The sequence below is a fragment of the Bradyrhizobium sp. USDA 4472 genome (assembly GCF_054058595.1).
On the sequence record NZ_JBSSAM010000001.1, the window covers coordinates 2,739,803 to 2,764,739 of the forward strand.

At 64.1% G+C, this 24,937-nt stretch carries 27 protein-coding genes and 2 pseudogenes; 13 read left to right on the plus strand and 16 right to left on the minus strand.

What is annotated here, in order from left to right; translation table 11 throughout:
• Positions 1 to 51 precede the first annotated feature (51 nt).
• The gene (locus tag ACVWZ4_RS12515) at positions 52 to 681 is read left to right on the plus strand and encodes a cytochrome b/b6 domain-containing protein (RefSeq protein ID WP_456736871.1); all 630 of its coding nucleotides are present in this window, start codon (positions 52 to 54) and stop codon (positions 679 to 681) included.
• A gap of 10 nt (positions 682 to 691) precedes the next feature.
• Positions 692 to 1,474, plus strand: a complete 783-nt coding sequence (locus ACVWZ4_RS12520) for a molybdopterin-binding protein (RefSeq protein ID WP_456740409.1) — start codon at positions 692 to 694, stop codon at positions 1,472 to 1,474.
• A gap of 19 nt (positions 1,475 to 1,493) precedes the next feature.
• Here the strand turns inward: ACVWZ4_RS12520 and ACVWZ4_RS12525 are convergent, their stop codons facing one another.
• Positions 1,494 to 2,696: a YbfB/YjiJ family MFS transporter gene (locus ACVWZ4_RS12525; RefSeq protein WP_456740410.1), complete on the minus strand. Its 1,203-nt coding sequence runs from the start codon at positions 2,694 to 2,696 to the stop codon at positions 1,494 to 1,496.
• A 132-nt stretch (positions 2,697 to 2,828) separates the two neighbouring features.
• Here ACVWZ4_RS12525 and leuB point away from each other — a divergent pair, with 132 nt between their 5' ends.
• Both leuB and ACVWZ4_RS12535 read left to right on the plus strand, forming a co-directional pair.
• Positions 2,829 to 3,941, plus strand: coding sequence for a 3-isopropylmalate dehydrogenase (leuB, locus tag ACVWZ4_RS12530; RefSeq protein ID WP_456700333.1), 1,113 nt, complete (start codon positions 2,829 to 2,831; stop codon positions 3,939 to 3,941).
• 27 nt (positions 3,942 to 3,968) lie between these two features.
• Positions 3,969 to 4,603: pseudogene (locus tag ACVWZ4_RS12535) on the plus strand (DapH/DapD/GlmU-related protein).
• A 71-nt stretch (positions 4,604 to 4,674) separates the two neighbouring features.
• Here ACVWZ4_RS12535 and ACVWZ4_RS12540 read toward each other — a convergent pair.
• Positions 4,675 to 5,061: a hypothetical protein gene (locus ACVWZ4_RS12540; protein WP_456700331.1), complete on the minus strand. Its 387-nt coding sequence runs from the start codon at positions 5,059 to 5,061 to the stop codon at positions 4,675 to 4,677.
• A 147-nt stretch (positions 5,062 to 5,208) separates the two neighbouring features.
• Positions 5,209 to 5,997 carry a hypothetical protein gene (locus tag ACVWZ4_RS12545; protein WP_456740411.1) on the minus strand — a complete coding sequence of 263 codons (789 nt, stop codon included), beginning with the start codon at positions 5,995 to 5,997 and terminating at the stop codon, positions 5,209 to 5,211.
• Between the two features lie 116 nt (positions 5,998 to 6,113).
• Between ACVWZ4_RS12545 and ACVWZ4_RS12550 the strand changes: the two genes are divergently transcribed.
• A complete protein-coding gene (locus ACVWZ4_RS12550; protein WP_092233880.1) occupies positions 6,114 to 7,148 on the plus strand; it encodes an aspartate-semialdehyde dehydrogenase in 1,035 nt (344 codons plus the stop codon).
• Positions 7,149 to 7,254: 106 nt separating this feature from the next.
• Here ACVWZ4_RS12550 and ACVWZ4_RS12555 read toward each other — a convergent pair whose 3' ends face one another.
• Positions 7,255 to 7,899, minus strand: a complete 645-nt coding sequence (locus ACVWZ4_RS12555) for a carbonic anhydrase (protein WP_456700329.1) — start codon at positions 7,897 to 7,899, stop codon at positions 7,255 to 7,257.
• A 111-nt stretch (positions 7,900 to 8,010) separates the two neighbouring features.
• Between ACVWZ4_RS12555 and ACVWZ4_RS12560 the strand changes: the two genes are divergently transcribed.
• A complete protein-coding gene (locus ACVWZ4_RS12560; RefSeq protein ID WP_456740412.1) occupies positions 8,011 to 8,892 on the plus strand; it encodes an HpcH/HpaI aldolase/citrate lyase family protein in 882 nt (293 codons plus the stop codon).
• A 4-nt stretch (positions 8,893 to 8,896) separates the two neighbouring features.
• Here the strand turns inward: ACVWZ4_RS12560 and ACVWZ4_RS12565 are convergent, their stop codons facing one another.
• A complete protein-coding gene (locus tag ACVWZ4_RS12565; protein WP_456700327.1) occupies positions 8,897 to 9,745 on the minus strand; it encodes a Crp/Fnr family transcriptional regulator in 849 nt (282 codons plus the stop codon).
• A 194-nt stretch (positions 9,746 to 9,939) separates the two neighbouring features.
• Here ACVWZ4_RS12565 and ACVWZ4_RS12570 point away from each other — a divergent pair.
• From ACVWZ4_RS12570 to ACVWZ4_RS12580, 3 genes and pseudogenes are all read left to right on the plus strand, one after another.
• Positions 9,940 to 10,116: pseudogene (locus ACVWZ4_RS12570) on the plus strand (CoA ester lyase); the annotation flags it as partial.
• A 251-nt stretch (positions 10,117 to 10,367) separates the two neighbouring features.
• A complete protein-coding gene (locus ACVWZ4_RS12575; protein ID WP_092233896.1) occupies positions 10,368 to 11,120 on the plus strand; it encodes a hypothetical protein in 753 nt (250 codons plus the stop codon).
• A gap of 61 nt (positions 11,121 to 11,181) precedes the next feature.
• Positions 11,182 to 12,936, plus strand: a complete 1,755-nt coding sequence (locus ACVWZ4_RS12580; protein WP_456740413.1) for a caspase family protein — start codon at positions 11,182 to 11,184, stop codon at positions 12,934 to 12,936.
• A 30-nt stretch (positions 12,937 to 12,966) separates the two neighbouring features.
• Here the strand turns inward: ACVWZ4_RS12580 and ACVWZ4_RS12585 are convergent, their stop codons facing one another.
• From ACVWZ4_RS12585 to ACVWZ4_RS12595, 3 genes are all read right to left on the minus strand, one after another.
• A complete protein-coding gene (locus ACVWZ4_RS12585) occupies positions 12,967 to 13,752 on the minus strand; it encodes a hypothetical protein (protein ID WP_456740414.1) in 786 nt (261 codons plus the stop codon).
• An 80-nt stretch (positions 13,753 to 13,832) separates the two neighbouring features.
• Complete coding sequence (leuD, locus tag ACVWZ4_RS12590) at positions 13,833 to 14,438, minus strand: 3-isopropylmalate dehydratase small subunit (protein WP_456700324.1); 606 nt, start codon at positions 14,436 to 14,438, stop codon at positions 13,833 to 13,835.
• A gap of 171 nt (positions 14,439 to 14,609) precedes the next feature.
• Positions 14,610 to 15,008 (minus strand): metallopeptidase family protein, encoded by a 399-nt coding sequence (locus ACVWZ4_RS12595; RefSeq protein WP_456740415.1) that lies wholly within the window; start codon positions 15,006 to 15,008, stop codon positions 14,610 to 14,612.
• 155 nt (positions 15,009 to 15,163) lie between these two features.
• Here ACVWZ4_RS12595 and ACVWZ4_RS12600 point away from each other — a divergent pair, with 155 nt between their 5' ends.
• The 3 genes from ACVWZ4_RS12600 to ACVWZ4_RS12610 all read left to right on the plus strand — a co-directional run bounded on the left by ACVWZ4_RS12600 (position 15,164) and on the right by ACVWZ4_RS12610 (position 16,393).
• A complete protein-coding gene (locus ACVWZ4_RS12600) occupies positions 15,164 to 15,445 on the plus strand; it encodes a hypothetical protein (protein WP_456705115.1) in 282 nt (93 codons plus the stop codon).
• A 26-nt stretch (positions 15,446 to 15,471) separates the two neighbouring features.
• Complete coding sequence (locus tag ACVWZ4_RS12605; protein ID WP_456705114.1) at positions 15,472 to 15,735, plus strand: hypothetical protein; 264 nt, start codon at positions 15,472 to 15,474, stop codon at positions 15,733 to 15,735.
• 133 nt (positions 15,736 to 15,868) lie between these two features.
• The gene (locus ACVWZ4_RS12610; protein ID WP_456740416.1) at positions 15,869 to 16,393 is read left to right on the plus strand and encodes a hypothetical protein; all 525 of its coding nucleotides are present in this window, start codon (positions 15,869 to 15,871) and stop codon (positions 16,391 to 16,393) included.
• 85 nt (positions 16,394 to 16,478) lie between these two features.
• On the opposite strand, the gene leuC is transcribed toward ACVWZ4_RS12610, so the two are convergent.
• The 6 genes from leuC to ffh all read right to left on the minus strand — a co-directional run bounded on the left by leuC (position 16,479) and on the right by ffh (position 22,095).
• Positions 16,479 to 17,885 (minus strand): 3-isopropylmalate dehydratase large subunit, encoded by a 1,407-nt coding sequence (gene leuC, locus ACVWZ4_RS12615; protein ID WP_456700321.1) that lies wholly within the window; start codon positions 17,883 to 17,885, stop codon positions 16,479 to 16,481.
• 419 nt (positions 17,886 to 18,304) lie between these two features.
• Positions 18,305 to 18,685 carry a 50S ribosomal protein L19 gene (gene rplS / locus ACVWZ4_RS12620; RefSeq protein ID WP_092233923.1) on the minus strand — a complete coding sequence of 127 codons (381 nt, stop codon included), beginning with the start codon at positions 18,683 to 18,685 and terminating at the stop codon, positions 18,305 to 18,307.
• A 111-nt stretch (positions 18,686 to 18,796) separates the two neighbouring features.
• Entirely contained in the window at positions 18,797 to 19,552 is a 756-nt protein-coding gene (gene trmD / locus ACVWZ4_RS12625) for a tRNA (guanosine(37)-N1)-methyltransferase TrmD (protein WP_456740417.1), read from the minus strand.
• A 33-nt stretch (positions 19,553 to 19,585) separates the two neighbouring features.
• On the minus strand, positions 19,586 to 20,119 hold the full coding sequence (rimM, locus tag ACVWZ4_RS12630; protein ID WP_456700320.1) for a ribosome maturation factor RimM: 534 nt from the start codon (positions 20,117 to 20,119) through the stop codon (positions 19,586 to 19,588).
• A gap of 9 nt (positions 20,120 to 20,128) precedes the next feature.
• On the minus strand, positions 20,129 to 20,461 hold the full coding sequence (gene rpsP / locus ACVWZ4_RS12635) for a 30S ribosomal protein S16 (protein ID WP_014438992.1): 333 nt from the start codon (positions 20,459 to 20,461) through the stop codon (positions 20,129 to 20,131).
• An 86-nt stretch (positions 20,462 to 20,547) separates the two neighbouring features.
• Entirely contained in the window at positions 20,548 to 22,095 is a 1,548-nt protein-coding gene (gene ffh, locus ACVWZ4_RS12640) for a signal recognition particle protein (protein WP_456700319.1), read from the minus strand.
• A gap of 398 nt (positions 22,096 to 22,493) precedes the next feature.
• Between ffh and ACVWZ4_RS12645 the strand changes: the two genes are divergently transcribed.
• Positions 22,494 to 23,471: an MBL fold metallo-hydrolase gene (locus ACVWZ4_RS12645; RefSeq protein ID WP_456740418.1), complete on the plus strand. Its 978-nt coding sequence runs from the start codon at positions 22,494 to 22,496 to the stop codon at positions 23,469 to 23,471.
• A 15-nt stretch (positions 23,472 to 23,486) separates the two neighbouring features.
• On the opposite strand, the gene ACVWZ4_RS12650 is transcribed toward ACVWZ4_RS12645, so the two are convergent.
• Positions 23,487 to 24,191 carry an SIMPL domain-containing protein gene (locus ACVWZ4_RS12650; protein WP_456740419.1) on the minus strand — a complete coding sequence of 235 codons (705 nt, stop codon included), beginning with the start codon at positions 24,189 to 24,191 and terminating at the stop codon, positions 23,487 to 23,489.
• 5 nt (positions 24,192 to 24,196) lie between these two features.
• Positions 24,197 to 24,934 (minus strand): GyrI-like domain-containing protein, encoded by a 738-nt coding sequence (locus tag ACVWZ4_RS12655; protein ID WP_456740420.1) that lies wholly within the window; start codon positions 24,932 to 24,934, stop codon positions 24,197 to 24,199.
• Positions 24,935 to 24,937 lie beyond the last annotated feature (3 nt).

Below are 24,937 nucleotides of genomic sequence, written 5' to 3' on the forward strand. Positions count from 1 at the left end.
GGAAGCATCGGCGTATATTCGGTAGCAGACGATGTTCAGGACGGAACCATCATGTCGAGCCTCACAGTGACCGACGAGCAGGTCAGCGCCGCCAAGGCCAAGGTGATCCAGCCGGTCTGGGTCCGGGTCATGCACTGGACCAATGCATTTGCCATGATCCTGATGATCCTCTCCGGCTGGCAGATCTACAATGCCTCGCCGCTGTTCGGTTTCAGCTTTCCGCGCGAGTACACGCTGGGTGGCTGGCTCGGCGGCGCCCTGCTTTGGCATTTTGCGGCGATGTGGCTGTTGATGATCAACGGCCTCGCGTATCTCGTCACGGGTTTCGCATCCGGCCGCTTCGCCAAGAAGCTGCTGCCGATCACGCCCTCGGGCGTGCTTGGCGACGTCAGGGCGGCCCTGACCTTCAAGCTCGGCCATGACGATCTCAGCGTCTACAATTACGTGCAGCGGACGCTCTATGCCGGCATCATCGTTGTCGGCGTGCTGATCGTGCTGTCGGGCCTGTCGATGTGGAAACCGGTGCAGTTGCATTGGCTGGTGACATTGTTCGGCGATTATCCGACCGCGCGTTACGTGCATTTCTTCTGCATGGCCGCGATCTGCGCCTTCCTCGTCGTTCATGTGTTGCTCGCGCTGTTGGTGCCGAAGAGCTTGCGCGCGATGATCATCGGTCGCTGAGGAGAGAGACATGGCCAAACCTTCATTCCTGATCCCCGGCGTCGACAAGCGGCTGCTGATCAAGGACTCCCTCAAGGTGATGCCTGATCTCACCCGCCGCCGCTTCATCGCGGGCGGCGCCAGCTTGGGGGCGCTGACGCTGCTCACCGGCTGTGACGTGGTCGATTCGTCCTCGGCCGATGCCCTGCTGACCAGGATCTCGAAATTCAACGACGCCGTGCAGGATTTCATCTTCAACCCCGATGCGCTGGCGCCGACATTTCCCGAGAGCGCGATCACGAAGCCGTTCCCGTTCAACGCCTATTACGATCTCGATGACGCGCCCGACGTCGATGGCGACGACTGGAAGCTCGAGGTGCGCGGCCTCGTCGACGTCAAGAAATCGTGGACGCTTCAGGAGCTCTACAAGCTGCCGCAGGTCACGCAAATCACCCGTCACATCTGTGTCGAAGGCTGGAGCGCGATCGGCAGCTGGACCGGCACGCCGTTGCGCGATTTCCTCAAGCTCGTCGGCGCCGACACCCGGGCGAAATATGTCTGGTTCCAGTGCGCCGACAAGGACGGCTACAATTCACCTTTGGACATGCGCACCGCGCTGCATCCGCAGACGCAGATGACGTTCAAATATGCGAACGAGATTCTGCCGCGCGCCTACGGCTTCCCGATGAAGATCCGCGTGCCCACGAAACTCGGCTTCAAGAACCCGAAATACGTGATCTCGATGGAAGTCACCAACGACTACAAGGGCGGGTATTGGGAAGACCAGGGGTATAATTCGTATAGCGGGAGTTGATACGGCGAGTAGGGAGACGCTATTTCCCATTCGCCGCCTTCGGCCCCACCTTCCGCTGGCACAACGCCAGCACCGCCCCCAGCGCCAGCAGCGCCGCCGACACATTGAGCGCGTAGCTCAGGTTTCCCAGCGCATCCGTGATCGCGCCGACCACGATCGGCCCCAGCGTCTGCCCGACACCGAACGCGATCGTCATGGCCGCGATCGCGGTCGGCCACATCTGCGGCGGATAGTTGAAGCGCACGAAGGCGGTGGTCGAGCCGACCACGGCGAAGAAGGCGACGCCGAACACCACCGCCGAGACCGCGAGCCAGCCCGTCGAATGGCCGAGCATCGGCAGGCCGGCGCCGATGGCGTTGGTGCCGAGGATGATCGCGGTGGCGAGGCCGCCGCGGTCGAGCGCGAGCACGCGGCGCCAGGCCCAGGGCGTCACGAAGGCGCTCATGCCGATCAGGCCCCAGAATGCGGCTTGTGCCTGCGCGCCGCCGCCGCCGTCGCGGACATAGGCGATCATGAAGGTCATGTAGGCGATGTAGCCGGCGCCGAACAGGAAATAGGCGGCCAGATAAATCAGCACGGGAAGCACGGCGAAGGCGGCCTGGCCGCCTTCCGAAAAGCGCGCGCCGCTCTCGATCCGGACCAGGAACAGCGGCACGGTCATCGCGGCCGACAGCAGCGTCATCGCCCACCACACGATCCACCACGAGCCCGGGCCGAAATGCTGCAGCGTGAACGGCGCGATGAGCCCGGAGGAAAGGATGCCGATGCCCGGTCCGGCATAAAACAGGCTCAGCAGGAAATTGGCGCGTTCGGGGCGCGACTGCGCGATTGCGGCGGCCAGCGCGCCGCCGGCGACGAAGCCGGCCGCCGCGCCGAGGCCCAGCACGAGACGGGCGAGGCTCAGCGCGACGAAATTCCCCGTCAGCGCACAGGTGGCGAGCGCGGCGACGCAGGCCAATGTTCCCAAGCGGATCGCCGCCGACCAGCCGACGCGCTCGATCAGCCGGGACGCCAGGAGCGCACCGACGAGGTAGCCGATGGCGTTGATGGTGTTCATGAAGCCGGCTGCGGAGTAGGACCAGCCGAGATCCTCCCGCATGTCAGGCAGCACCAGCGCATAGGCAAAACGGCCGATGCCGAGCCCGACGGTTGCGGCCAGCGACAGGGTCAGGATCAGCCGCGCGGGGTGCGCGACGGGCGGGGGTCGATCAGGGGCGAGCAAAGGATACTCCGGCGTCGCCCAGTGTGGCAGGCCCTGCCCTCCTTGCACAGCCGCGCGGCGGCAATGGTGTCTTGCCAAGCGCGCAACGCCGCTCTAGCACTCCGGCCGAATTCGATCTCAGAGGAAACTGATATGGCGACCCACAAACTGCTGCTGCTCCCCGGCGACGGTATCGGCCCCGAGGTGATGGGCGAGGTGAGGCGGCTGATCGATTGGCTCAATTCGGCCGGGATCGCCAAGTTCGAGACCGATACCGGCCTGGTCGGCGGTTCGGCCTATGACGCCCACAAGGTGTCGATCTCCGAAGGCGACATGGCCAAGGCGCTGGCCGCCGATGCCGTCATCTTCGGCGCGGTCGGTGGCCCCAAATGGGATGCCGTGCCCTACGAGGTGCGCCCGGAAGCCGGCCTGCTGCGGCTGCGCAAGGATCTCGCTTTGTTCGCCAACCTCCGCCCGGCCATGTGCTATCCGGCGCTGGCCGATGCCTCGAGCCTGAAGCGCGAGGCGATCGAGGGCCTCGACATCGTCATCGTGCGCGAGCTCACCGGCGGCGTCTATTTCGGCGAGCCCAAGACCATCACCGATCTCGGCAACGGCCAGAAGCGCGCCGTCGATACCCAGGTCTACGACACCTATGAGATCGAGCGCATCGGCCGCGTCGCCTTCGAGCTTGCCAGGAAGCGCAAGAACAAGGTGACGTCGATGGAGAAGCGCAACGTCATGAAGTCGGGCGTGCTCTGGAACGAGGTCATGACCGCGCTTCACAAGCGCGAATATGCCGATGTCACGCTCGAGCACCAGCTGGCCGACTCCGGCGGCATGATGCTGGTGAAGTGGCCGAAGCAGTTCGACGTCATCGTCACCGACAATCTCTTCGGTGACATGCTGTCCGACATCGCGGCCATGCTGACGGGCTCGCTCGGCATGCTGCCCTCGGCCTCGCTCGGCGAGGTCGACGTGAAGAGCAAGAAGCGCAAGGCGCTGTACGAGCCCGTGCACGGTTCGGCGCCCGACATTGCCGGCAAGGGCCTCGCCAATCCGATCGCGATGATCTCGTCCTTCGGCATGGCGCTGCGCTATTCCTTCGACATGGGCGATCTTGCCGACAAGGTGGATGCCGCGATCGCTGCGGTGCTCGCCAGTGGCCTGCGCACCGCCGACATCAAGTCGGAAGGCACCACGGCCGCCTCGACCACGCAGATGGGCGAAGCGATCCTGAAGGAATTGCAGAAGCTGCACGCGTAAGGCTACGGTCTTCCTGGAAACCGTCTCATGGACTCACCCCGCCCCAAGATCGCGGAAACCATCATCCATGAGACGGTGCGCCAGCGCGAGGCGCACATCGGGCGGCGCTGCGAGATTCTCAGCCATACGCGCATCGAATATGCCTCGCTCGGCGACTACTCCTATCTCGGCGAAAACTGCGATGTCGCCGACGCTGTCATCGGCAAGTTCACCGCCATCGCCAATTCGGTGCGGATCGGCGCGCCCAATCATCCGATGGGCCGTCCGTCGCAGCATCGCTTCACCTATGTCCCCGAATATTACGAGGCGAGCGCGAGCCGCGACCGCGACTTCTTCGCCGATCGCCGCGGCGACCGCGTCATCGTCGGCCATGATGTCTGGATCGGCCATGGGCGATCCTGCTGCCGGGCGTCACGGTCGGCGACGGCGCGGTCATCGGCGCGGGCGCGGTCGTCAGCCGTGACGTCGCGCCCTACGCCATTGTCGGCGGCGTCCCCGCGCGCCTCATCCGCAGGCGCTTCGATGATTCTGTCGCGGAAAGCCTGCGCCGCATCGCCTGGTGGGATTGGCGCGATGATCTCATCTTCGCGCGCCTTGCGGATTTCCGTTCCGAGGCGATCGAAGAGTTTTGCCGGCGCTACGACCCGGCGGCTAATTCGTAAAGCGGACGCAGCTGCCAAACACAAAAAGGCCGGGCATGAGCCCGGCCCTTTGATTCGGTCGTGACACCAGCTCAGTACAGCGGGAAATTCTGCGGATAGCCGCCGACATCGGCCGGGGTCGACAGCGGCTGGCGATCAATCGGGCGGTTGTTGTTCTCGCGGGCAAAGGACGGATAACCCACGGCCGGCGGGAAGGCGTAATCGCTGAACTTGCGGTCGCCCGGATTGACCTCGGTGCCGCCGTCGAGCCAGGAGCGCTTGCTCACATAGATACGGGTTCGGCCCTGCTGGTAAACCGCGTTGGGGCCCGCGGGACCGTAATAGTGCCGGCCACGCTCGTCATAGCGCGGCTTGGTCTTGGTGTCGGCCGACGCCGGCGCAGCAAAGCTCACGGCCATGACGGCGCCCGCCGCAAGCCAGGTCGCCAGTTTGTTCGCCGCAAAGATATTCGAGCTCATCACGTCCCCTTCAGGCGGCGCGCCGCCAGTCGATTTCACCCCATACTAGCCCGGTCGGGGCGGATGCAACTAGGTCAATTCAGTCACACCGCGCCGGAATAATCGGGCGTATCGGCAAAAGTTGCATGGATACCAGCGACTTGAGGGTCAAAGCGGACCGCGCAATTGCGCGTTCGCAGCGCCCAGCAGCCAGTCCGCCGAGCCTGTGCCGTCGCAGGAGCGGCGCTTCAGCTCCGCATGGGCGAACAATTCGGCGAGCTTCGGCTCGTTACCCGAGGTGAGCAGCGTCAGCCGGTTCAGGGTGCAGGCGACGGCTGCGCGGCGGGCCGGCATGGTATCGCCCTGGCAGGTGAAGCCGGAGATCTGCAGCGCCGGCTCCTCGTTGCGCTTGAGGTAGCCGAGGCAGGACGGCGTCCCGTCCGCGGTACCCGTCGGCTTGAACAGGGCGACGGGGCCGAACTTGGTGTCGATCAGGCCGGCCTGCTCGAGCGTGGTCGTCGCATCCAGGCCCATCTGGACGGCGAGGCCTGATGTCGCCGGCTGCGTCACGTCGAATTCGTTGCCTTCCCGGTAGATTTCGAGCTCGGCCAAGGGTCTGTCGGCATCGCCGGCCCAGCGCATCACGTCGCGCCGGCCCCCTTCGGGATGTCTGAGAATCGTGTAAGAGGCTGTTTTCTCTGATGAATCGAGGCGACTGAGGGCGAAGGCCGGATGCGACCGGGACGCCTCGGCCCAGCCGGGCTTCGCGGTGGGCTGATCGTCACGCAGGTCGGCCAACTGGCCGAGCCCGGCGAGCGCGAGGATGGCAAACAGCGCCAGCGTCCCCACATAGGCGAGCAGGCGCGCCAGCGTGCCGACAACCTCGTCGGCGAAATTGGCCAGCGCCAGATGGTACTGGGTGGGGCTTACGGCCGTGCTGGCCTCAGGCGATTGCATCCACGGCCTACAGGCATGGTCCAACGTTGTCTTGAGGCCGGTTCTCGCATAGAAGCGCTGCTCTTCCTGTTTAAGCGTCAGCTTCAGGAACGGGCTTTTTCATCGGAGAGTGAACGATGGGTTACAAAGTCGCAGTCGTCGGCGCGACCGGCAATGTCGGACGGGAAATGCTCAACATTCTGGATGAGCGCAAATTCCCCGCGGACGAGGTCGTGGCGCTGGCGTCACGCCGCAGCACGGGCGTCGAGGTCTCCTATGGCGACCGCACTTTGAAGGTCAAGGCGCTCGAGCATTTCGACTTCTCCGACGTCGACATCTGCCTGATGTCGGCGGGCGGCGAGGTGTCGAAGGAATGGTCGCCGAAGATCGGCGCCGCCGGCGCGGTCGTGATCGACAATTCCTCGGCCTGGCGCATGGATCCGGACGTGCCGCTGATCGTGCCGGAGGTGAATGCCGACGCGACCGAAGGCTTCAAGAAGAAGAACATCATCGCCAACCCGAACTGCTCGACCGCCCAGCTCGTGGTCGCGCTGAAGCCGCTGCACGAGAAAGCCAACATCAAGCGCGTCGTGGTCTCGACCTATCAATCGGTGTCGGGGGCCGGCAAGGACGGCATGGACGAATTGTTCTCGCAGACCAAGGCCGTCTACACCAATGACGAGCTGATCGCGAAGAAGTTCTCCAAGCGCATCGCCTTCAACGTCATCCCCCACATCGACGTCTTCATGGAGGACGGCTACACCAAGGAAGAGTGGAAGATGATGGCGGAGACCAAGAAGATTCTTGATCCCAAGATCAAGCTGTCTGCCACCTGCGTGCGCGTGCCCGTCTTCGTCGGTCATTCCGAGGCGGTCAATATCGAGTTCGAGAATCCGATCAGCGCCGACGAAGCCCGCGAGATCCTGCGCAAGGCGCCCGGCTGCCTCGTCATCGACAAGCAGGAGCCCGGCGGCTACGCCACGCCGTATGAAGCGGCCGGTGAGGACGCGACCTATATCAGCCGCATCCGCGAGGACGCGACGGTGGAGAACGGTCTCGTGCTGTGGTGCGTGTCCGACAATCTGCGCAAGGGTGCAGCCCTCAACGCGATCCAGATCGCGGAAGTCCTGATCAACCGCAAGCTGATCAGCGCGAAGAAGAAGGCGGCGTAAGAAAGCGTAGGGTGGGTTAGCGAAGCGCAACCCACCACTTCCGCCAACCGAGGACACTAAAGAGGTGGGTTACGCCTTCGGCTAACCCACCCTACTAGAGCCGAGCCTACACTACGCTGCGCGCGCTCTTGAATTCCTTGGTCGCCTTGTCCAGCACGAACAGCGTTCCCTTCGCGACGCCGAAATAGGCGCCGTGCAGCTGCATCTGGCCGCTTTCGACGGCCTTGCTCACGAACGGGAACGTCATGAGGTTTTCGAGGCTGCGGAACACCGCGGCCTTCTCGATGCGCTCGACGAATTGCGCCATGGTCTCGTGCTCGCGCTGCTCGACGACTTCGCCGGGCTTGATGAACATCTGCATCCATTTGCCGATGAAGTCGCCGGGCGTGAGCGGCTCGATCTTGTCGACGAAGGCGCGGATGCCCCCGCACTGTGCGTGTCCGAGCACCACGATGTGCTTCACCTTCAGCACGGTCACCGCATATTCCAGCGCGGCCGAGACGCCGTGCGCGTTCTCGTCAGGCTGGTAGGTCGGCACCAGATTGGCGATGTTGCGGACGACGAACAGCTCGCCCGGTCCGACGTCGAAGATCACCTCGGGCGAGACGCGGCTGTCGCAACAGCCGATCACCATCACCTCAGGCGACTGCCCCTTCACCGACAGCTCGCGGTAGCGGTTCTGCTCGGCCGGCAGCCGCTGGGTGGCGAAGGCGTTGTAGCCTTCCAGCAAGGACTTCGGGAATGTGATCATGGCCTATGCCTAACCATAGAGCCGGGCGACGAACAAGCCTTTCGAATAGGCAGGCCGGGTGCTATCGGCTGAGGGTGGAATAGAGACGAGGAAACCGGAAGGACCGCCAGCATGACCCGCCCGCGCCGCAGCCATCTGTTCATGCCCGGCTCCAACCCGCGGGCGCTGGAAAAGGCGCGGAATCTGGCTGCCGACGGCCTGATCCTGGACCTCGAGGATTCCGTTGCTCCCGATGCCAAGGCCGCCGCGCGCGACGGCATCGCCGCCGCGATCGCCGCAAAAGGGTTCGGCAAGCGCGAGATCCTGATCCGGACCAACGGGCTCGACACGCAATGGTGGGCCGACGACGTCGCGATGGCCGCCAAGGCCTCGCCCGACGGCATCCTGGTTCCAAAAGTTTCAAGCATCGAGGATCTCCAGACCATCGGCCGCGACCTCGCCGGGCTCGGCGCCGCGCCGACGGTGAAGGTCTGGGCCATGATCGAGACCGCGCGCGCCGTGTTGCATGCCGAGGAACTGGCGCAGGCCGGTCGCGATCCAGCGAGCCGCCTCGCCGGTTTCGTGTTCGGACCGAACGACATCTCGCGCGAGACGCGGATCAAGATGCTGCCCGGCCGCGCCGCGATGATCCCGATGATCACGCATTGCATCCTGGCGACGCGCGCCGCCGGCCTCGAAATCCTCGACGGCCCCTACAGCGACATCGCCAACCCCGACGGCTTTGCCACCGAATGCGCGCAGGGCCGCGACCTCGGCTTCGACGGCAAGACGCTGATCCATCCCTCCCAGATCGAGGCTTGCAACGTGATCTTCACGCCGCCCGAAGAGGAAGTCGCGCGCGCCCGAAAGATCATCGCGGCATTTGAGCTACCCGAAAACGTCTCGCGCGGCGCCATCCGCCTCGACGGTGCGATGGTGGAGCGCCTGCACGCGGATATGGCCAGGCGCACGATCGAGATCGCGGACGCGATCGCCGCGATGGGCAAGGGCTGAGGCGTCAACGAGGGAAAGCGACATCCGCTCTTCCGCGCCAAGCGGAAGCCGTCTGTTCGCAAAGAGCAGGCGGCGGTGCCGCCAATTCCTCGCAATACATCCGATCGATTTTGCGCTGCATGAGCGAATAACAATCGCATGCGACCTTCTCGAGCCGCGTCCGATCGATCTCTACAAACCCGCGGCCGTCGGACGGGACTGCGCCGGCCTCGCGCAGCTTGCTCATCGTCAGCGTCACTGTCGTCCGTCGCACCCCAACCATTTGCGCCAGCGCCTCCTGCGTCACTGGAAGCCGGTCATCGGGAACGCGGTCGTGAAGCTGCAGCAGCCACCGCGCCATGCGGCCATCCACCCGGTGCAGCGCGTTGCAAGCGGCGACGTGCTGGAGCTGTAACAGCACGGAGCGAGCGTGGACCTGCACGACATTCCTGATGGCGGCGCTTTGCGCAAAGGCGGCCCGAAACCTGGCGGCGGGAATCAGGGACGCTCTGCCGGCCACGCGAGCAATTGCAGTCACGGATGAAAACGACAGGCCGAGCACGGAGAACGAGGCCAAGGCGCCTTCCCGTCCCATCAAGGTGGTTGCGACCGTTTGCCCGTCCGGCATATCGAGCATGAAAGCGATTGCGCCGCTATGAGGAAAACAAACGGAGTCGAGCTCATCGTCCGACCGTACCAGGACGGCATCGGGTTCGAACGAGACCTTCTGGAAGTAGGGTGTGAGCAGGCCGAGATCCGCCGGCGGCAACGCCGCCAGTAGCCGATTCCCTGTGCCAGCGCGGTGGGCGGTCACGATGCTCTCTTGTGAACGGGCAGCCGATGAACGACGGAAGCCATCGATTTCATTCACCATGATGATCCGGAGATACGAATTGCCGAACGGCAATCATCCAAACAGAGCCATCGGTCGAGATCAAGTACGGACAATTGCGGTCGTCGCCCTGCAGGCAAGATATCGCATTTGTCATACTATTCACGATCGCGCCGCTCGGTGACGGTGCTCACGAATGATCGACCATCCCCGCCCATCCAAGCAGGGATTGATGAGTCCGTCCCTCGCAGAACGCGATCTTCACGCCACCTGAGGAAGAGGTCGCGCGAGCGCAAAATCGTCGCGGCGATCGCGTTGCCGGAAAGCGTCTCGCGCGGCGCGATCCGTATCGAGGCGCGATCGTGGAGCGCCTCCACGCCGACATGGCCCGCCGCACGATAAAGCGATGGTGATCGCTGTGCTGGGGAAGGCTAATGCCTGGCCTGCTCCGCCAGGCCGGATGTGAACGGAACGTGGTCGGTTGGGCGGCTGGAAGGCCGCTAATCCATTGATTTGCCAGATACTGCGGCGCTGCGATGCTTTTGGATCACGTCCGCGCGAATATCCGCCGCGTTTGCTGCCGTTGACTTGCGCAAGGCGTGGGTCGCAAGGTAATTCCAGAACAGTTGGACATAACAGGCCCAACCTTGTGTGAGGTGTTCTCATGACGGCGCTTGCGGAAATCGCTGCTCCTGCCAACCTGGTTGACGAGCTCACGGCGCATGCAGTGCGCAGCATCGAGAACGCCGACCATTCCGCGTCTCCATTCCCCCACATCGTGTTCCGCGATTTCTTTCCAGCGGATTTCTACCGGGACCTGATCCGGAGCGTACCCACCCAGGGCTACGATCCGATCACCGGGACGGGGACCCGTATGGCGTTGCGCCTTTACGGAGAAAACGTCGACAAGATCGAGCCGTCACTGCGCCCCGCCTGGGCTGCCGTGTCGGCGATGCTGACGTCGAAGAGCGTCGAGCAGGCGATACGGAACCGGCTGCATGACGGGCTCGAGATTCGCGCCCGCGGCGACAAGGTCGCCCGAGCCGAGGATCTGACGCTGGTCGCAAAGCCGGTCGTCTATGTCGACAGGGACGGCTACCAGATCAAGCCGCATCCGGACACGCGCAAGAAGGTCGTCACGATGCAGCTCTATTGCCCTGGTGACGACAGCCAGGAAGCGTTGGGAACGACGCTGTATCAGGCGTCTCTCAAGGGATTGCTTCACGTCGGCTCCTATTGCCTCGAGCCCGTGAAGACGATCCCGTTCCTGCCCAATGTCGGATACGCCTTCGTGGTGCTGAAGGCGTATCACACCCTGACCAGGATGAGCTGGCACGGCCGGCCGCCGATCCAGACCGATCGTGACAGGGTGACCATTCTCAACACGTTCTATGTGAACGAGAGCGTCGGCTTCTGATCCCAGCATTGAGGGCGCTGCTTCGGCGCAGCGCATCTCGGCAATGTGCGCGGACCATGGCGTGCCGCGGCCGCTGCTTTTCCCGTTGCGGTGGTTAAATTGGATGCTACCCTCGGCCGATATTGATCCGGGTCAGCATTTGATGCGTGTCTTTCAAGCGGCGTTCTTTCTTCTCACCTCATTCTGGTTCGTCCAGCCGGCGCTCGCCCAGCAGGTTCGGGTCGCGCTTGTTATCGGCAACAGCGCTTACGAGAAAGTGCCCGAATTGCCGAACCCGACCCGTGATGCGGCGGACATCGGTCGCGCGCTGGAGCGGCTTGATTTCAAGGTCACGCAGATCAAGAACGCGAACGCGCAAGACATGAGAAAGGCCGTCGTCGAGTTCGGCCGGTCTGCCGAGGGAGCCGACCTCGCTGTCGTGTTTTACGCCGGCCACGGCATGGAAGTTGCTGGCGAGAACTGGTTGATACCCGTCAGCGCGGAGTTGCGCAGCGATACCGACATCGAGGGCGAGGCCGTCAGCCTGCGTTCTGTGAGCCTTCAGGTTTCGAAGGCACGGAAGTTGGGCCTCGTGATACTCGACGCGTGCCGCAACAACCCCTTCGCCGCAAAAATGAAGCGCTCGATAAGCACCCGGGCCGTGGCTCGTGGACTCGCGCCGACCGAACCGACCGACAACGTTCTGATTGCGTATGCCGCCCGGGACGGGACCACGGCAAGCGATGGCGATGGCCGGAATAGCCCGTTTACGGCATCGCTTCTTCGTCACATCGAAACACCGGGCCTCGAGATATCGTTTCTGTTTCGGCGGGTTCGCGATGACGTCATGGCGGCGACCCAGCGCGAACAGCAGCCTTTCGTGTATGGTTCCCTGTCGAAGGAAGAGATCTATCTGAAAGCGCCCGCCGCGAGCACCCAGGCGCCGGCCGCGTCGACTCCCATGCCCGCGACCGCAACGCCAGCGGAAGACGAGCAGTTCTGGCTGGCGATCCAGACGTCGAATGTCGCTGGTCTCTATGAGGACTTTCTGGCGAGGTATCCCCGTAGCAATCATGTCGCGGAAGCACGACAGCGGATCAAGGATCTCAAGGCGATTGAAGTGGCGGCGATATCGGCTCCGACGATCTCTGCGACATCGGATACGGGCGGGCGTCAGCAGACCAAGGCCGCGGATCGAAATCTGTTTACGCCCGAGGATCGCCAAAAAATAGCGGCCGTTGCAGCAGCTCAGCGACTGGTTTTGCCGACCTTCACCTTCGCGTCCAGCCCGGACGTTCGGCTCGCATCCGCATCCGGGCTTGTCGGTGTGTGGTCCAACAAGCGCGGGTGGTCGAATGGCAAGGGACGCTATGCCATGCTGATCGTCACTGACGTCTCCGACACGGGACTGGCAAAGGGATATTATCTCTGGGGACCGCCGGTCAAGGGATCGTGGACGAAAGACCAGGCGGGCTACCGAGCGTTCGCGGAGTATGTCACGGACAACAAGTTTTCGATCAGCGGGACGCCGGTTACGGTCAGGCTGGAGAAGAACGTCCTTGCTCTCTCTTCCTTCAATGATGAGAAGCCGTCTGAAACAGCGAACATGGAGCTTCGTCCGATCTGGCAGCTCGTGTCGGCGCCCAAGGACGCGGAGCCGACAGCGAAACATGAGAGAGGCTCCCAGCCTCACGCGGTCAAGAAGGAAAGCAACGCCGGATCGAGTGCGCCGGCGAGTGCCGGCGGTGCGACGATGGAAGAGCGCTATCGCGCCTGCCGAAAGCTCGTGAAGGGATTCGCCCAGCGCGACGCCTGCGCGCGAAACGGTGCGCTCTAGCCGCGGCCGAGCACCGTCCGACGAGCAGAGCTACGCAAACCGCTCCGTCGCCCAGGCATACAGGCTGCCCGGCACGGGTGGCTGCAAGCTGCGGCCTTTGCCCGATATGTGCAGGCCGATCACGCTGGGATCGGTGACGATGCCGAGATAGCTTGATGGTTCGAAGAACAGCTTTGGTTCGGAATGCACCGCGTAGAACGATTGCTTCGGCAATGCGCGCGAGAGATCGCCGGAGCGGCGTGCAAGGATGGTCAAGGCCGGCGGCCCGAAGATGGCAATGCGCAGGTCGGACAGGCGCTGCGAGCCGCCGCTCAATCGCCGTATCGCAAAGCTCAGGCGATGGCTCAGTGACAGCCATTCCGGCGTCAACTCCTCCTGCTCCATCAACCCTTCGTAGGCGCGGACAATCTGATGTCCTTGCGGGAGATAGAGAACGGAGTTGCCGAGTCGGCGGGAACGCTCCCAGGCGAAGTAAGGCTTTGCCGGATCGATCTCGACGGGCTTGAGCAGCAGAACGTCGGCATCGAGCCAGAGCCCGAGGCCCTTCGCCATCAGCTTCATGCGGAAGAAATCGCTGAACTGCAGCGTGGTCCAGTCGCGCCAGCTTCCGTCCGGCTGCGGCGGCCGCAGCCGCTCGGAGAAGGCATGCGGCAGGATCGCTTCGGCATCCGCGTTCTCGATGCCCGCAGGCAGGCCCGGAATGGTGTCGAAGCTGTAGACGGTGACCCTGTGGCCGGCAGCCAGCTGCGAGCGGAGGCAGGTCTGGCGCAGCGCGTCCATCGGGCCGTGCCAGAAGGTGACGATTTCAGGCAGCATGTGGGCAGCTATACGATATCCAAGGCAAAGAAAAAGCCCCGGCGCGCGTCACGCACCGGGGCTTCGCATGAAACGCGAGTTCAGGCCCAGGCGCGTTCGCGCTTGAGCTTCGCTTCATAGGTGTCGATCGAGGACTTCTTCTCCATCGTCAGACCGATGTCGTCGAGACCGTTGATCAGGCAGTGCTTGCGGAACGGGTCGATCTCGAACTTGACCTTGCCGCCATCGGGGCCGCGGATCTCCTGGTTCGGCAGATCGATCGTCAGCGTCGCGTTGGCGCCACGCTCGGCGTCGTCGAACAGCTTGTCGAGGTCTTCCTGGGAGACGCGGATCGGCAGAATGCCGTTCTTGAAGCAGTTGTTGTAAAAGATGTCGCCGAACGAGGTCGAGATCACGCAGCGGATGCCGAAGTCGAGCAGCGCCCAGGGCGCGTGCTCGCGGCTCGAGCCGCAGCCGAAATTGTCGCCGGCCACCAGCACCTTCGCATTGCGATAGGCGGGCTGGTTGAGGACGAAATCCGGATTCTCGCTGCCGTCGTCCTTGTAGCGCTGCTCGGAGAAGAGCCCCTTGCCAAGCCCGGTGCGCTTGATGGTCTTGAGGTACTGCTTCGGAATGATCATGTCGGTGTCGACATTGATGATCTTCAGCGGCGCCGCGACGCCTTCCAGCGTGGTGAACTTGTCCATGGTTGGGCTTCCCGAGGGGTGGTTAGGGACCGCGTATTTATCGCGATCAGGGGCTGAATCCTAGGCCGAATTCGGCAGGGCTAGTCTGCTTTGCCGGATTTAAGCCATGGTGGAGCTTCCTCTCCCGCAAGCGGGGGAGGGAGCACACGTTCTGTCTGTGCGGCGCCGCCGTCAGTCTGCCTGCGCCTCGATCGCCGCCATATCGTCGTCCGAAAGCCCAAAATGGTGGCCGATCTCGTGAATCAGGACGTGACGGACGACGTGGCCGAGGCTTTCGTCGTGCTCGGCCCAGTAATCCAGGATCGGCCGGCGGTAGAGCCAGACCATGTTGGGCAGCCGCGCCACGTCGCCAAGGCTCTGCTGGGGCAGGCCGACGCCCTGGAACAGGCCGAGCAGGTCGAACTCGCTCTCGCAGTCCATCTCGTCCAGAACCTCCTCGGTGGGGAAGTCGTCGACGCGGATGATCAGGCCTTCGCACAGCCTGCGAAATTCCGCCGGCAGGCGCTCGAAAATCTCGTGCGCGGTCGTTTCCATTTCGGCCAGCGAGGGCGCTTTCAGGTCCGTCCACATGGGCTTGTCTTAGCGTGGGTTTCGCTGCGATGCATCCGGCTTTATAACGCTGCGAGGTTGACGGGCGCCGCCAAAACGGGGAGCGTGGGGCCCAGTCCGGGGTGGTCCAGGTGGGCGGTAAAATGCGAGCAAAAACAGCGCTGACGCTACTGTGCATGGGGTTGTTTTCGTTGCTTGGCGTTGCGGCCCAGGCGCAAACGGCCGGCAGCGGGGTTCGCATGGCCCAGGCTGCCTCACCCGACGATGTTCCGCCACCGCGCAAGCGGCCCCAGACGCGCCTGCGCGTGACACCCTATTACAGCCCTGATGGCGTCTATCCGCGCTACGATCCGGGCCCGGATGCGGTCCGCGAGTGCAGCGTCGCCTATGTGCAGGAGCACCGGCCAAGCGGCACCGTGATCACGCCGCATATGAGTTGCTACTGGCGCCGCGGCTGATCTGAATGTCGAGGGCCGAGGTCGTCATGGCGAAATGGATTGCTCTCGCCCTCGTCCTCGCGTTCGCCGCAGGTCTGTCTCAGGCGTCCGCGACGCAGAGAGTGACGAAGCTGCCGGATGCTTCCGCCGGGCGCGCAATATTCGATGCGCGACGACATCGGCGATACGACGAGGTGACGCGGTACACACCGCGTCCTGATCCGCACTATTATGCGCGTCCCGTCTATTACCGTCCCTATCCTTACGGCGTGCCCGCGCCATTCGTGTTCGGCTACGGGCCGTTCTGGTGAGGCGCCCGATTTGTTCGTTCATGGCGCATTCACGTCGCCGTTCCTAGTTTGATCCCGGAAGCGACTGCAATGAACGGCAACGGCGCGAGACGTGACGCCGCGACGCTGCTGTCCACATTGAGGGAGACATTCCATGCCGAGGATGTTGCGTCCCGGGGCACGCCCGTTGCGCTTGCTTGGGTTTGCGGCCGTCGCTGCCCTGACGCTGTCGGCCGGGACTGCCCGCCGCGCTGAAGCGATGACGCCGATCAATCCGACCGCGCTACCAGCAGCGAAGACCTCAAGCCACGACGTGATCACGCAGGTCCGCTTTGGCGGTGGACATGGCGGCGGCTTCCACGGTGGTGGAGGTCACTTCGGTGGCTTCCACGGTGGCGGCTTCTACGGTGGCGGGTTCCGCGCTGCGCCGGCTTTCCATGGCGGCGGCATGCGCTACGGCGGCATCCATTACGGCGGCTACCACCGCCATTGGGGCGGCGGCTATTATCGTCCATATTACGGCTATCGCCACTTCCACCGGCGCTTTTATTACGGCGGCTATTATCCCTACTATTACCATCCGCGCCGTTGCCGGATCATCTGGACCTATTACGGTCCGCGCCGCATCTGCCACTGGCATCATTGGCATCGCTGGCACTATCCGTACCGCTATTGGTAAGTGCGATCGACATGGAAAGGGCGCCTCAACGGCGCCCTTTGTTCGTCTGGCCCAATGCGTTTTCGAGCGAAGCGGAGCTACTGGCTCAGCGCCAATCCCTGACGTCGACGAAATGACCCGCGATCGCCGCTGCCGCCGCCATTGCCGGCGACACCAGATGCGTGCGGCCCTTGAAGCCCTGGCGGCCCTCGAAGTTGCGGTTCGACGTCGAGGCGCAACGCTCTTCCGGAGCCAGCTTGTCCGGGTTCATCGCGAGGCACATCGAGCAACCGGGCTCGCGCCATTCGAAGCCGGCCTTGATGAAGATCTTGTCCAGGCCTTCAGCTTCGGCCTGCTCCTTCACGATGCCGGAACCCGGCACGACCATGGCGTTGACATGGGCCGAGACCGTCTTGCCTTCAGCGATCTTCGCCGCCGCGCGCAGATCCTCGATGCGGCCATTGGTGCAGGAGCCGATGAAGATGCGGTCGACCTTGATGTCGGTGATCTTCGTGCCCGCCGTCAGGCCCATATATTTCAGCGCGCGATGCTTGGAGAGACGCTTGGCCTCATCCGCGATCTCATCGGGATCGGGCACGAAGCCGGTCACGGAGATGACGTCCTCAGGCGAAGTGCCCCAGGTCACGATCGGCGGCAGCTTGGCTGCGTCGAGGCGCAGCTCGTTGTCGAAATGCGCGCCGTCGTCGGAGCGCAGTTTCTCCCAGTAGCGCATCGCCGCATCCCAGTCCGCGCCCTTCGGCGCCTTCGGCCGGCCGCGCAGGAAGTCGTAGGCCTTCTGGTCGGGCGCAACGAGACCGGCGCGCGCGCCGCCTTCGATCGACATGTTGCACACCGTCATGCGGCCTTCCATGCTGAGCGCGCTGATCGCGTCGCCGGCGTATTCCAGCACGTAGCCGGTGCCGCCGGCAGTGCCGATCTCGCCAATGATAGCCAGGATGATGTCCTTGCCCGTCACGCCGTCAGGCAATTTGCCGTCGACGGTGACACGCATGTTCTTCGCCTTCTTCTGGATCAGGGTCTGCGTCGCCAGAACGTGCTCGACCTCCGACGTGCCGATGCCGTGCGCGAGCGCGCCGAAGGCGCCATGCGTCGAGGTATGGCTGTCACCGCAGACGATGGTGGTGCCGGGCAGGGTGAAGCCCTGCTCCGGGCCGATGACGTGGACGACGCCCTGGCGCTTGTCGAACTCGTTGTAATATTCGATGCCGAATTCCCTGGCGTTCTCGGCCAGCGCCTTGATCTGCTCGATGCTTTCAGGATCGGGGTTCGGCTTGGTGCGATCGGTGGTCGGCACGTTGTGGTCGACGACCGCCAGCGTCTTCTCAGGCGCGCGGACCTTGCGGCCGGTGGCGCGCAGGCCTTCGAACGCCTGCGGCGAGGTCACCTCATGTACCAGGTGACGGTCGATATAGAGCAGGCAGGTGCCATCCTCGGCTTCGTGCACCAGATGGTCGTTCCAGATCTTGTCGTACAGGGTGGTCGGCTTGGACATGAGCTTAAGCTCCGAAGGAATGTGTGTAAGGCGATGAGCGCGGCAGGCCGCGCGGGGCAACAAAATCGTCAGCGCAGCTTTTAGGCTGCGCGCGTAAGCTCTGACGTTGCCGAGGTCGCGAAGCGTCCGAAGAACCGGCCAGGCAGCCGCGAGCGATCGTCGATGACGATGCGCCGGGGGCTCACGAAGCTGGTCAGATCTGGAAACATTCTAGAGGCTATATAGCACGCGGGAGTTAAAGCGCGAGAGCCTCTAATTCGTCATTGCGAGCGCAGCGAAGCAATCCAGAAATGCGTCTGCGGAGACGGTCTGGATTGCTTCGCAGCGCTCGCAAATGACGAGGTCGGGGAGGGCTTCGGGCCAAACAAAAAGCGCGGGACCGAGCCCGCGCTTTTCGAAACCTTGCCTCGTGGCGAAGCTTACTCGTTGACGGCCTTGGCGTGCTCGGTCTTCTCGACGATACGAGCCGACTTGCCGCGGAGATTGCGCAGGTAATAAAGCTTGGCGCGACGCACCTTGCCGCGACGCACCACCTTGATCGAGTCGATCATCGGCGACATCACCGGGAACACGCGCTCGACGCCTTCGCCGTAGGAGATCTTGCGGACGGTGAAGCTCTCGTTGAGGCCACCGCCGGAACGGCCGATGCAAACGCCTTCATAGGCCTGCACCCGGGTGCGGTCGCCTTCGACGACCTTCACGTTGACGATCACGGTGTCGCCGGGACCAAATTCCGGAATGTCCTTGCCGGCGGATAGCTTGTCGAATTGCTCTTGCTCGAGCTGCTTGATCAGGTTCATGGGTAAATCTCCATCGGCGCGCCCAGCCTTCGAAAAACGGGGGCTGCGCGAAATTCGTTTATCCAGCCATTGCGGATGTGGCCGCTCCTATAAGGCAAGCCGGAGCGTTTGTCACCCGTCTGTCTTGTTTTTTGGCGTTTTTTGGCGGCGCGGCCGATTCGGGGCCTTGGGCGGGATTTGGGCCCATAAATCGGGCCGCCGCGCCGCTGTCAGCGCCTCGGATTGCGCCCGCCGCCAGGCCGCGATCTTGGCATGATCGCCGGAGGTCAGGATCTCCGGGATCGGAACCCCCTCGAACAGCTGCGGCCGGGTGTATTGGGGGTATTCGAGCAATCCGTCCGAAAAACTCTCCTCGGTTCCCGAGGCTTCCTTGCCCATGACCCCCGGCAGCAGCCGGACGCAGGCGTCGATCAGGGCGAGGGCGGCGATTTCGCCCCCTGACAGCACGTAATCGCCGATCGAGACCTCCTCCAGGCCGCGTCCGTCGATCACGCGCTGGTCGATCCCCTCGAACCGCCCGCAGACGATCAGCGGACCGGGGCCGTCGGCGAGTTCCGCAACGCGGGCCTGGGTCAATGGCCGACCGCGCGGGCTCATGAGAAGGCGGGCCCGGTCGGGGCCGATCTCGGCGGCATCGATCGCCGCCGCCAGAACGTCCGCCCGCAGCACCATGCCCGGGCCGCCGCCGGACGGGGTGTCATCGACGCTGCGGTGGCGATCGGTGGCGGAAGCCCTGATGTCCCGCGCCTCGATCTGCCAGAGGCCGGAGGCCAGCGCCCGGCCCGCGAGACTCACGCCGAGCGGCCCCGGAAACATCTCCGGAAACAGCGTCAGCACCGTCGCGCGCCAGGGGCAGGGATTGGTCATCTCAGTCAGCTTAGCCAAAACCATGGCCTGTGGTTATGGGCTCCGGCCTTCACCGGAGGGTCCGTCCCCCTCGATCTCCTGCGGCAACGCGATCACGACGCGGCCGCCTTTGATATCGACCTCCGGCACCACGGCGTTGGAGAACGGCAGCAGCATCGTCGCGCCCTTCAGCGGTGCGATCTCGATGATATCGCCGGCGCCGAAATTATGGATGGCGAGCACGCGGCCGAGCGCATCGCCGTCAATGGTGACGGCGGCGAGCCCGATCAGATCGGCGTGGTAATATTCATCCTCATCGGTCGCGGGCAGTTTTTCGCGCGCGACGTAGAGCTCGATGCCGTTGAGGCGTTCGGCCTCATCGCGGGTCGTGACGCCCTTGAACGTCGCGACCAGATGGTCCTTGGCTTCACGGGCCTGCGCCAGCTCGAACTGGCGCTTGCCGTCCTTGGAGAGAAGCGGACCGTAGCGCTTCACGGCAAAGGGATCTTCGGTGAAGGTCCACAGTTTGACCGCACCGCGCACCCCATGCGCGGCGCCGATCCGCGCGACGCAGATCAGCGCCGACATGGCTGAGCCTTAGCCCTTCGCGGCGGCTTCGGCCTGCGCCTTGCGCTCCTTGCGCGGCACGGCCTTCTCGGGGTTGTTGCGGGCTTCGCGCTTCTTCACGCCGGCGGCGTCGAGGAAGCGGGAGACGCGGTCCGACGGCTGCGCGCCCTTGGCGAGCCAGGCCTTCACCTTGTCCATGTCGAGCTTCAGACGGGTCTCGTTGTCCTTCGGCAGCAGCGGATTGAAATAGCCGAGGCGCTCGATGAAGCGGCCATCGCGGGGGAAGCGCGAGTCGGCGACGACGACGTGATAGACGGGACGCTTCTTGGTGCCTGCGCGGGCGAGCCGGATAACGACGGACATTTAGTTCTCCTTCAAAGTACGTTTTGTTCGGTTGATTGGTATTTTCGCGCTGCGCGAGACCGGTGCGATCCCGTGCGACGAATGCCTCATTTCTTCTTGCCCGGAAAGCCGCCGAGACCCGGCAGCGTCGGCTTGCCGCTCAGTCCGGTCAGACCAGGGACGTTCGGCAGACCGGTGCGAAGACCAGCCGGCAAATCCTTCGGCAGGCTCGGCAGACCCTGTCCGCCGCCGCTCTGCATCTTTTCCTGAAGCGCTTTCATCTCTTCGGGAGACGGCATCTTCATGCCGCCGCCAAAGCCCATCGCCTGCGCGATCCCGGCGAGCGGGCCGCGCTTGCCCGAGCCCATGGCCTTCATCACGTCGGCCATGTTCCGGTGCATCTTCAGGAGCTTGTTGACCTGTTCGACGCTCTGGCCGCTTCCCGCCGCGATACGCTTCTTGCGGCTGGCCTTGAGCAGATCAGGATGACGGCGCTCGTCGCGCGTCATGGAATCGATCACCGCGACCTGGCGCTTCAGGATCTTGTCGTCGATCCCGGCGGCCGCGATCTGGTTCTTCATCTTGGCGATGCCGGGCATCATGCCCATCAGGCCGCTGATGCCGCCCATATTCGCCATCTGCAGCAGCTGCTCGCGCATGTCGTTGAGGTCGAACTGACCCTTGCGCATGCGCTCGGCGGTGCGCGCGGCCTTTTCGGCGTCGATATTGGCGGCGGCGCGTTCGACCAGCGACACCACGTCGCCCATGCCGAGGATGCGACCGGCGATACGATCGGGGTGGAAATCTTCCAGCGCGTCGGTCTTTTCACCGGTGCCGATCAGCTTGATCGGCTTGCCGGTGACGGCGCGCATCGACAGCGCGGCGCCGCCGCGGCCATCGCCGTCCACGCGCGTCAGCACGATGCCGGTGAGGCCGACGCGCTGATCGAACGCGCGCGCCAGGTTCACGGCATCCTGACCGGTGAGGCTGTCGGCGACCAGCAGCACTTCGTGCGGATTGGCCGCAGCTTTGATCGCGGCTGCTTCCGCCATCATCTCTTCGTCCAGCGTGGTGCGGCCGGCGGTGTCGAGCAGCACGATGTCGTAGCCGCCGAGCTTGCCCGCTTCCAGCGCGCGCTTCGCGATCTGCGGCGGCTGCTGGCCTGCAACGATCGGCAGCGTCGGAATCTCGAGATCGCGGCCGAGCACGGCCAGCTGCTCCATCGCCGCCGGACGGTAGACGTCGAGCGAAGCCATCAGCACCTTGCGCTTGTCGCGCTGGACCAGGCGGCGGGCGAGCTTTGCGGTGGTGGTGGTCTTGCCCGAGCCCTGCAGGCCGACCATCATGATCGGCACCGGCGGCACGGAATTGACGTCGATGGTCTGGCTTTCGGCGCCGAGCGTGTTGATCAGCTCGTCATGGACGATCTTGACCACCATCTGGCCTGGGGTGACCGACTTGACGACGGTGGCGCCGATCGCCTGCTCGCGGACGCGATCGGTGAAGCTGCGCACGACCTCGAGCGCAACGTCGGCCTCGAGCAGTGCGCGGCGCACCTCGCGCATCGCGGCATCGACGTCCTTTTCGGTCAGCGCACCGCGCCCCGTCAGACGATCGAGAATGCCGCCAAGCCGTTCCGACAGATTGTCGAACAATGCAATTGTCCCTTGTCCTGCTCGCCAGAATGGCGATCTTCCAAACACCTTTGCGCCCGAGGGCGCACAGCGCTGTCGGGCGTTGACCTCTGACCTCCGGGGCCAGGCGGCGGGTCGAAAAGAAAGCCTTTCCGAGAAAGTGGCGGGGTTAAACGCCGCTCACGCCCAAAAGTCAAGGAAAGTTAGGGTGACGAGGCGCCTTTCCCAGGCCAAGGTCTTGAAATCCGGGCATTTCCGGCGACGGGTTCTTTTTTGGCCGGTCCCGCCCATATAGCCCGGGATGCCTTTTCGTCCAAACCATCCCTGAAAGCCGCCCGTGTCGGTCGCCCGCCGCCGCCTGTTCGGGCTGCTTGCCGGGGCCGGCGCGTTGTCGGCGTGCCCCCCTCTGGATGTCTCGCATGAAAACCTATGACGGCCCCGCCTCCGACCATTTCAACGGCCTGCATTTCTTCGATCCGGACGGAGCGCCGCCAAAATCGCTGCGCGAGGTGCTGCGCTGGCAGTTCAGCGCGCGGGAGCGGGCGAAATGGCCGGTGTGGGTGCCCAGTCCCCATACCGATACCCCGCCGCCGCGGGTCGACGGCGACAAGGCGCGGCTCTCCTTCGTCGGCCACGCCAGCTGGCTGATCCAGACCGGCGGCCTCAACATCCTCGTCGATCCGGTCTGGTCGATGCGCGTGTCGCCGGTCAGTTTTGCCGGGCCGAAGCGGCACAACGATCCCGGCATCGCCTTCGAGAAGCTGCCTGCCATCGACGTCGTGCTGGTCTCGCACGGCCATTACGATCATTTGGACCTCGCGACGCTGTCGCGGCTTGCCAAGAACTTCGCGCCGCGCGTCGTCACCCCGCTCGGCAATGACGTCACGATGCGGAGCGCGGATTCCACGATCAAGGCCGAGGCATTCGATTGGCACGAGCGGGTCGATCTCGGGGGCGGCACTGCGGTGACGCTGGTGCCGACCCGTCACTGGACCGCGCGCGGCATGTTCGACCGCAACAAGGCACTGTGGGCGAGTTTTGTATTGGAGACCCCGGCCGGCAAAATCTACGTCGTCTGCGATTCGGGTTATGGTGATGGCACGCACTTTCGCCGCGTCGCCGAGAAGCACGGGAAGCTACGTCTCGCGATACTCCCGATCGGCGCCTACGAACCGCGCTGGTTCATGCGCGACCAGCACATGAACCCGGAAGATGCGGTGAAGGCGCTCGCCGATTGCGGGGCAGAGCAAGCACTGGGCCACCACCACGGCACGTTCCAGCTGACCGACGAGGCGATCGATGCGCCGGCGAAGGCGTTGGTTGAAGCGCTCGCTGCGGCGAAGATTCCGCAGGAGCGGTTTGTCGCGATGAAGCCGGGGCAGGTGGTGGAGATTTAGCTCAGCTGCACGGGACTATTGATCCTTGGCCTTGATCGACCAGCTCACATTGACCGTCACCGACAGCGTCTCCTCACCCGGTGCGACGGCGGCAGGCGCCGCCATCGGGGCAACGGCCACGCGGCTCTTGAATAATGGCATAGGAGCGCTGCCTTCGGCGACGCTGAGCGGCGCACCCAGCGTAACACCTGTCGCCTTGGCGTAGATCTCGGCCTTGCGCCGCGCATCTGCCACCGCCTGCTCGCGGGCGTCGTCGAGCAGTTTTGACGCCTGCGTCACCTCGAACGAGAGGTTGCCGATGTCGTTGGCGCCGGCGCTGACCAGTATGTCGATGATGCCTGCGGCCTTGGTCACGTCGCGAATTTTCACCGTGACGCGGTTGGAGGCGCGGAAGCCGACCACGGGCGACGCGCCGTTCGAGCGGTTCGGTGCATATTGCGGCTGCAGCGAAAGGCGCGAGGTCTGGTAGTCCTTCTCGGGGATGCCGGCCCCCTTCAGCGCCAGCAGCACCTTGCCCATCGCGGCGTTGTTGGCATCGGAAGCCTCCTTCGCCGACTTGGCATCATTGGCGACGCCGGCATCGATCTGCGCGAGATCGGGCGCGGCGGAGACGGTTGCCTCGCCGCTCACGGAGATGGCGGACGGGAAATCATCGGCAAGCGCGGGCATTGTCAGCATCGTGGCAGCGAAAATGGCAGCGAGAGCGGCAGGCTTTTTCATTGGGCTCACTTCAGCGGTACGAACACGTTGATCACGAGCTTGTCCTCGGCCGTCTTCAGGGGATCGGTGAGGTACTCCTCGATGAACGTGTCCTTGGCTTCCAGCTTCTTGTCGTCGAGGTGATTGGTGATCGCCTCGTAGGTGTTGTCCATGTTGTCGTAGGAGCCGCGATGGACGAATTTCAGCGCCTTGCCCTCAGGCGATTTGCCGATGCTCATGTCCTTGGGCAGGTTCTTCGGATCCTGGTCAACAGGGACTTCGGCGAAGAAGGTGAAACCGGTGTCGTCGGTCGAGGTGTAGACGATCATCGAATTGCCGGCGTGCTTGATGCCCTGCTTGTCGAGCACCGCGTTCAGCGATTTGAAGGCGTCGACCAGGGTGTCGAAGGCCGTGTCCCAATTGGCGGTGCCCTTGACCATCAGGACTTTCCTGGCCTCGAGCATGGTCTCCTGGCCAAAGGGATCGGCTGTTTGCACCGGCGCGGGCGTGGCAGCCGCGGCGGGCGGCGGTGTCGCCGGGCTCGGTGACGCGCTGGCCGCAGGCGAGGGGGCGGGCGCGGGAGTTGCTGCGGGCGCCGGCGAGGCGCTTGCGGCTGGTGAGGGCGTGGCGGATGGGGCCGGCGAGGGGCTTACCGATACGGCGGGCGCCGGGCTCGGGGTCTGCGCCAGAGCACCGGAGAGGCCAAGGGACAAGGCCGCTGCCGGGATCAGCGCGGCCAAAGCGAGACGACGAAACCCGAACATTCT